The organism is Micrococcus sp. CH7, assembly GCF_001595485.1.
Taxonomy (GTDB): domain Bacteria; phylum Actinomycetota; class Actinomycetes; order Actinomycetales; family Micrococcaceae; genus Micrococcus; species Micrococcus luteus.
In genome coordinates this window covers 110,291-117,025 of record NZ_LOSQ01000027.1, presented here as the reverse complement: position 1 = coordinate 117,025, position 6,735 = coordinate 110,291, and the positions used below count along the sequence as shown (strand labels likewise).

Sequence of the window (6,735 nt, the reverse complement as noted above, 5' to 3'; positions counted from 1 at the left end):
CGCCCGCCTCGTACACTGGGGCGCATGTCCGTGCTGACCCGCCACGATCCGTCCGCGCCGCGCGCCGTGCGTCCGGCGCCGGGTGAGTCCGTCCCCGCCGGCGCCACCGACACCGCCCTGCTGGAGCGGCCTCACGAGGACACAGCCCGGGACCGGCCGTGGAACGTGGTGGTGTGGAACGACCCGGTGAACCTGATGAGCTACGTGGCCTACGTGTTCCGCACCCACTTCGGCTACTCCGCGGCCAAGGCGCAGCGGCTCATGCTCGAGGTCCACGAGCGGGGCCGGTCCGTGGTGGCGACGGGCACCAAGGAGAAGGCCGAGCTGCACGTGGGCGCGATGCACGGCTACGGGCTGTGGGCCACGCTGGAGCAGGCGGAGGACTGAGGAGGGGCATGGCAGAACGGTTCCGCTGGACGCGGCGGGGGTACACGGCGCAGCTGGAGCTGCCGGAGGTGCGCCTGCTGCGCGGGCTGGTCAGGGACGTCGTCGCCCTGCTCGAGGGCCGACGCGCGGACGTGCGCCCCGCCGAGGCGGACCCCGCCGAGGCCCCGGCCGCCGAGGACGGCGTCGACACGCCCGAAGATCCCCCGGCGGCGCCGCCGTCCGTGTCCGCCGCGCAGGACGCGGGCCCCGTGGCCGGGCTGGACGCGTCCGACGCCGCGTTCTGGGGGCTGGTCTCCGGGCTGCACCTGAGCCAGGACCCGGAGCCGCAGCGTTCGGCCCCCACCGACCCGGCCGTCGCACGCCTCCTGCCGGATGCGATGCCCCAGGCCGGCGCCGCCGAACAGGGCGCCCACCGGGCCCTGACCGAGGACGCCCTGTCGGAGGGGAAGCTCGCGGACGCGCGCCTGGCACTCGAGCTGCTGCGCTCGACGCGCGTGGAGGTCCCGCACGACCAGGCGCCGGCCTTCGGCCGCGCGCTCAACGACGTGCGCCTCGTCCTCGCGGCCCGCCTGGGCGTCGAGACCGAGGAGGACGCCGCCCGCGTGCACGCCGTGGACGACTGGCGCAGCGCGGAGGACGTCGAGTCCACCATGGCCCTGCTCTACAACTTCACCTCGTGGCTGCTGGAGACGCTCATGACGGAGATGCTCAGCGAGCTGCCCGAGGGCTCGGACGAGTCCGCGCCGGGCGCCGGGGACGCGGAGGGCGAGCAGTGAGCGGCCAGCGCGCCGCCGTGGACGCCGCCGCGCCGATCGGCGTGTTCGACTCGGGCGTGGGCGGGCTGACCGTGGCCCGGGCGATCATGGACCAGCTGCCCCACGAGTCCATCCTCTACGTGGGCGACACGGAGCACTCGCCGTACGGCCCGCGGCCCATCGCCGAGGTACGGGCCCTCGCCCTGGCGATCATGGACGAGCTCGTCGCGCGCGGCGTCAAGGCGCTCGTGATCGCGTGCAACTCCGCGTCGGCCGCCGTGCTGCGCGACGCCCGCGAGCGCTACACGGGAGGCCACGGCATCCCCGTGATCGAGGTGATCCAGCCCGCCGTGCGCCGCGCCGTGGCAGCCACCCGCACGGGCCGGATCGGTGTGATCGGCACCGAGGCGACCGTCGGGTCCCGCGCCTACGAGGACTCGTTCTCGGCCGCCCCGCACCTCGAGATCACCTCGGTCGCGTGCCCGCGGTTCGTGGAGTTCGTGGAGGCCGGCATCACCACCGGCCCCGAACTGCTGGAGACCGCCCGGGAGTACACGGCCCCGCTGCGTGCGGCGGGCGTGGACACCCTCGTGCTGGGATGCACCCACTACCCGCTGCTGACCGGCGCGCTCTCCCTCGTGATGGGGGAGGACGTCACGCTCGTCTCCTCCGCGGAGGAGACCGCCAAGGACCTCTACCGGGAGCTGGTCCGCCTCGGCCTCGAGCACCCCCACTCGGCCGCGGGCTCCGGCCAGGCCACCCGCCACCGCTTCGCCGCCACCGGCGACCCCGACCACTTCCAGGCCCTCGCGCGCCGCTTCCTCGGACCCGAGGTCGAGTCCGTGCGACGCCTGGAGACGATCGGCGCGCCCCGCCCCGCGGCCGCGCCGGTCCCGACGCGCTCGGCGGCCTCCGTCCGGCCGGGCCCCGAGCAGGAGGGTGTGACGTGAAGCTGACCATCATCGGGGCCTCCGGGTCCTTCCCCGGCCCGGGCTCGCCCGCCTCGTGCTACCTCCTCACCGCCGAGGGCGTGGCCGAGGACGGCGTCACCCCGCGCACGTGGCGGATCCTGCTCGACCTCGGCAACGGCGCCCTCGGCGTGCTGCAGCGCTACGTCGAGCTCGAGGACCTGGACGGCATCCTGCTCTCCCACCTGCACCCGGACCACTTCATGGACCTGTGCGGGATGCACGTGGCCATCCGCTGGAACCCGGCCGGCTGGGGACGCGGCCGGCTGCCCGTCTACGGACCCGCCGGCACCGCCGACCGCATCGCCGAGGCGTACGGGATGGACCCCGAGCCGGGGATGCACCAGGACTTCGAGTTCCGGTGCTGGGCCGCCGGCCGCCCCGAGCGGCTCGGTCCGTTCCGGTTCACCCCGGTCCCCGTGCGCCATCCCATCGACGAGGCCTACGCGATCCGGGTCGAGGTGGACCGCGTCGACGACGACGGCGACGTCACCACCCGCGTGCTCACCTACTCCGGGGACACCGACGCGTGTGAGGGGCTCGTCGAGGCCGCGCGGGACGCGGACGTGTTCCTGTGCGAGGCCGCCTTCCACGAGGGCCGGGACGACGGCATCGACGGCGTCCACCTGACCGGCCGACGGGCCGGCGAGACGGCGGCGCAGGCCGGGGCCCGGAAGCTGCTGCTCACACACCTGCCGGTGTGGAACGATCCGCAGCGCGCCGTCCAGGAGGCCCGCGCGGTGTACGACGGCCCGCTGGCCGTCGCCGTCTCGGGGCTGAGCTACGGCGTCTGAGGGCGTGCCTAGACTGGAGGCCATGAGCTCTCCCGCCCCCACCGCCCCCCGCCCGGACGGCCGCGCCGTCGACGAGCTGCGCCCCATCACCATCACCCGGGGCTGGTCCCGGCAGGCGGAGGGCTCGGCCCTGATCGAGTTCGGGAACACCCGCGTGCTGTGCACCGCCTCCTTCACCGAGGGCGTGCCGCGCTGGCTCAAGGGCGAGGGGACCGGCTGGGTCACCGCCGAGTACGCGATGCTCCCGCGGGCCACCAACGAGCGCAGCCAGCGGGAGTCCGTCAAGGGCCGGATCGGCGGGCGCACCCACGAGATCTCCCGCCTGATCGGCCGGTCCCTGCGCGCCGTCATCGACCTGTCCGCCCTGGGGGAGAACACCATCGTCCTGGACTGCGACGTCCTCGATGCCGACGGCGGCACCCGCACCGCCGCCATCACGGGCGCCTACGTCGCCCTCGCCGAGGCGGTGGCCTGGGCGCGGCGCGAGGGGATCCTCGCGAAGGGCGCCGCCGTCCTCAAGGACTCCGTCGCCGCGGTGTCCGTGGGCATCGTGGACGGGGTGCCCGTCCTCGACCTGCCGTACGTGGAGGACGTGAAGGCGGAGACGGACATGAACGTGGTCGTCACCGGGGCCGGGGAGTTCGTGGAGGTGCAGGGCACCGCCGAGGGCGCGCCGTTCACCCGCGCCGAGCTGGACACCCTGCTGGACCTGGCCCTGATCGGCACGGGTGAGCTGGCCCGCGTCCAGGCCGAGACCCTGGCCGCCGCCACGGAGGACCGGGCGTGAGCGCGCCCGCCTCCTCGTCGGCAGGCCTGCCGGAGGGCGCCCGCGTCGTGCTCGCCACGCACAACGCGGGCAAGGTGCGCGAGCTGCGGCAGCTGCTCGCCGGCGCCGTGCCCGGCCTCGACGTGGAGGCCGCGGTGGTGGACGCGGGCGCCGTGGGCGCCCCGGACGTCGTCGAGGACGGCGTCACGTTCGCCCAGAACGCGCTGAAGAAGGCCCGCGCCGTGGCCGCGCACACGGGGCTGATCGCCGTCGCGGACGACTCCGGTCTGGCCGTGGACGTGCTGCACGGCGCCCCCGGGATCTTCTCGGCCCGCTGGGCCGGGCGCCACGGGGACGACCGTGCCAACCTCGAGCTGCTGCTGGCCCAGCTGGCCGACGTGCCGGACGAGCATCGGGGTGCCCAGTTCGTGTGCGCCGCCGCGCTCGCGGTCCCCAGCGGCCCGGACGCCGCGGGCGCCCGGGCCATCCACGTCGAGCACGTCGAGCACGGCCGCCTGCCCGGCACCCTGCTGCGCGAGCCCGTGGGGGACGGCGGCTTCGGCTACGACCCGATCCTGCGCCCCGAGGGCCGGGACGTGTCCACCGCGCAGCTGAGCCCCGAGGACAAGAACGCGATCAGCCACCGGGGGCACGCCTTCCGCGCCCTGCTGCCCTACCTGGTGGACGCGCTCGACGCGCGCCCGTGAGCGGCGGGCGCGCCCCCGTGCCGGGGCTGGACTTCACCGCGATCGACTTCGAGACCGCCAACGGCTTCCGCGGCTCCCCGTGTGCCGTGGGCGCCGTCCGGGTGCGGGACGGGGTCATGGTGGACCGTGCGGAGTGGCTGATCCGTCCGCCCGTCGGCTTCGACCGGTTCGATCCCCGCAACGTGCGCATCCACGGCATCACCGAGGACCGCGTCCTGGACGCCCCCCGGTTCGCGCAGGTGTACGACGAGCTCGCGGACTTCGTGGGGACGGACGTGCTCGCGGCGCACAACGCGGGCTTCGACGTCGGCGTCATCGAGTCCGGCCTCGAGGTCTCCGGCCGGGACGTGCCGGGCCTGGAGTTCGTGTGCACCCTGGTGCTGGCGCGCCGCGTCTACGACCTGCCCTCGTACGCCCTGCCCTCCGCGGCGCGCGAGGCCGGGTTCACCCCGGGACGCCACCACGACGCACTGGCCGACGCCGAGGCCTGCGCGGCCATCCTCGTGGACATCGGCCGGCGCGTGCTGGGGGCGCCGCCGGCCGACGCGGAGATTCTGCCCGGGCTGACCGACGCGCCGGCCGGCCGCGGCGTCGACCGCCTGATGCGGGCCCAGGGGCTGGGCGTCAGCGTCCTCGCCCCCCGGGCGGCGGGATCGGGCGCCGAGTCGAAGGCCACCCGCCAGGCCCGGCGCACTGAGGGCGTCTTCGACGCGCGGGTCCCGCTGCGGGACGAACGCGCCATGCCCGACTTCATGCGCTGGCCGGACGAGGGCGTCAATCCGCCCCCGAACCCGACCGCCGACCCGGGTCACCCCCTGTTCGGCCAGACCGTGGTGTTCACGGGCGGCATCGGCATGTCGCGTCAGAGTGCCAAGACGCGCGCGGCCGCGCACGGCGCGCAGACCGCGAACCGGGTGGGCGCGGCCACCACGATGCTCGTCGTGGGGGACGGCTTCGAGGCCGCGGACCTGCACCGCCCGCGCGCCGAGGACGGGGCACCGCAGGCCGTGACCACGGCGCTGGCGCACCGCAAGACGCGGGACGCCCTGCGCCGGCGGGACCGTGGGCAGGCCATCGCCCTGGTCTCCGAGGGGGAGTTCCTGCAGATGCTCGACGGGAACTGGCCGGACGCCGCGCGCTGAACCACTCAGGTGGTCGCGGCGCTCCAGCGCCGGGCGGCCTCCAGGACGACCTCGCGCTCGGCGATCCACCCCGGGACGGAGGCCTCGGCCGCGGCGCGGTCCGCGGGGTCGTGCGCGCCGAACACGGCGGTGCCGTGCGCCGCGCCGAGCACCTGCCCGGCCAGCGAGGCCGTGGAGTCGGAGTCGCCGTCGTGGTTCACGCCGATCCGCAGCGCCAGGGCGAGCGCCGCCGCCGGATCGGCCGGGTGCGCCGCCTGCGCGGTGAGCGCGGCATACAGCGCGATGGCCAGGGCCTCCTCCGCGACCCAGCCCTCGCCGAGCGCGGTGGGGAGGGCGCCGGGGGCGCCGGGGTCGGCGTCGACGGTGCCGGCCAGGTCGACCGCCGCGGTGACGGCGGCGCGGGTCTCCTCGGCCTCCTCGCCCAGGGTGTCGAGCCACGCGCGGGCGTGCGCGACCGCGGCGGCCAGGTCCAGGCCGCGCAGCAGGGCCGCGATGACGAGGGCGTACGCGGCCGCCGCGACCCACGCGGTGGGGTGGCCGTGCGTGAGGACGGCCCCCTGGCGGGCAAGGGACACGACGTGCGGGTCCTCGAGCCCCGGCACCATTCCGTACGGGGCCGAGCGCATGACCGTCCCGCAGCCCTTCGAACCCGGGTTGTGCGGGTCGCCCGGCAGGCCCATCCCCGGTTCGGCGAGCCCGCTCAGGCACGCGGTGCCCGGCGCGCGGCGCACCTTCAGCTCCGCGTGCGCGTCGATCCAGCGGGGCGGGGCCGGGGGAGCGCCCTCGGGCAGCGCGCCGTCCTGCGTGGCGAACCAGCGCAGGCACGCGAGCCACACGCACGCCGCAGGATCGGCCGGGACGCCGTCGTTCTGCCACTCGATCCACTCGAGCAGGCCGTCGAGCACGTACAGCGTCAGCTGCGTGTCGTCGGTGATCGGCAGGGCGTGGGCGCCCTGCTGGGCGAGCAGGTCCGCGGCGTCGGTGACGCCGGCGGGGCCGTGCACCGCCGCGATCCCCGACGCGGGGGTGAACTCGACGACGCCGCCCAGCGCGTCCCCGGCGGCACCGGCCGCGAGGAGGGCCAGGACCCGGTCGGCGTGCTCGGGGCCGGGCAGGGGCGTGGACGAGGAGGCGGTGGGCTCGGGCGCGGTGGCGGACATGCCGCCATCGTACGAGCTGCACCGCGTCGTGCTTATCCCGTCCACACCCTCCCTAG

Annotated in this window: 8 protein-coding genes; 7 read left to right on the top strand and 1 reads right to left on the bottom strand. The window is 75.9% G+C overall.

The genetic code is table 11. From position 1 onward, the window contains the following. The first annotated feature begins 24 nt into the window (after nt 1-24). The 7 genes from clpS to AUV08_RS07545 are packed head-to-tail and all read left to right on the top strand — an operon-like array spanning nt 25 to nt 5,519. Nucleotides 25-387 carry an ATP-dependent Clp protease adapter ClpS gene (gene clpS, locus AUV08_RS07575; RefSeq protein WP_002857236.1) on the top strand — a complete coding sequence of 121 codons (363 nt, stop codon included), beginning with the start codon at nt 25-27 and terminating at the stop codon, nt 385-387. A gap of 8 nt (nt 388-395) precedes the next feature. Continuing rightward, the gene (locus tag AUV08_RS07570) at nt 396-1,163 is read left to right on the top strand and encodes a DUF2017 family protein (RefSeq protein ID WP_036313009.1); all 768 of its coding nucleotides are present in this window, start codon (nt 396-398) and stop codon (nt 1,161-1,163) included. Further along, nucleotides 1,160-2,092 (top strand): glutamate racemase, encoded by a 933-nt coding sequence (murI, locus tag AUV08_RS07565; RefSeq protein WP_041103213.1) that lies wholly within the window; start codon nt 1,160-1,162, stop codon nt 2,090-2,092. The genes AUV08_RS07570 and murI overlap by 4 nt, the downstream gene beginning before the upstream one ends. Beyond that, complete coding sequence (locus tag AUV08_RS07560) at nt 2,089-2,904, top strand: MBL fold metallo-hydrolase (protein ID WP_041103211.1); 816 nt, start codon at nt 2,089-2,091, stop codon at nt 2,902-2,904. The genes murI and AUV08_RS07560 overlap by 4 nt, the downstream gene beginning before the upstream one ends. A gap of 22 nt (nt 2,905-2,926) precedes the next feature. Beyond that, nucleotides 2,927-3,691 carry a ribonuclease PH gene (gene rph / locus AUV08_RS07555; protein WP_036313000.1) on the top strand — a complete coding sequence of 255 codons (765 nt, stop codon included), beginning with the start codon at nt 2,927-2,929 and terminating at the stop codon, nt 3,689-3,691. Then, on the top strand, nt 3,688-4,377 hold the full coding sequence (locus tag AUV08_RS07550) for a non-canonical purine NTP pyrophosphatase (protein ID WP_036312997.1): 690 nt from the start codon (nt 3,688-3,690) through the stop codon (nt 4,375-4,377). Before rph ends, AUV08_RS07550 begins: the two co-directional genes overlap by 4 nt. Next, nucleotides 4,374-5,519, top strand: a complete 1,146-nt coding sequence (locus AUV08_RS07545; RefSeq protein WP_036312995.1) for an exonuclease domain-containing protein — start codon at nt 4,374-4,376, stop codon at nt 5,517-5,519. Before AUV08_RS07550 ends, AUV08_RS07545 begins: the two co-directional genes overlap by 4 nt. A 5-nt stretch (nt 5,520-5,524) precedes the next feature. Here AUV08_RS07545 and AUV08_RS07540 read toward each other — a convergent pair whose 3' ends face one another. Continuing rightward, nucleotides 5,525-6,679: an ADP-ribosylglycohydrolase family protein gene (locus AUV08_RS07540; protein ID WP_036312992.1), complete on the bottom strand. Its 1,155-nt coding sequence runs from the start codon at nt 6,677-6,679 to the stop codon at nt 5,525-5,527. Nucleotides 6,680-6,735 lie beyond the last annotated feature (56 nt).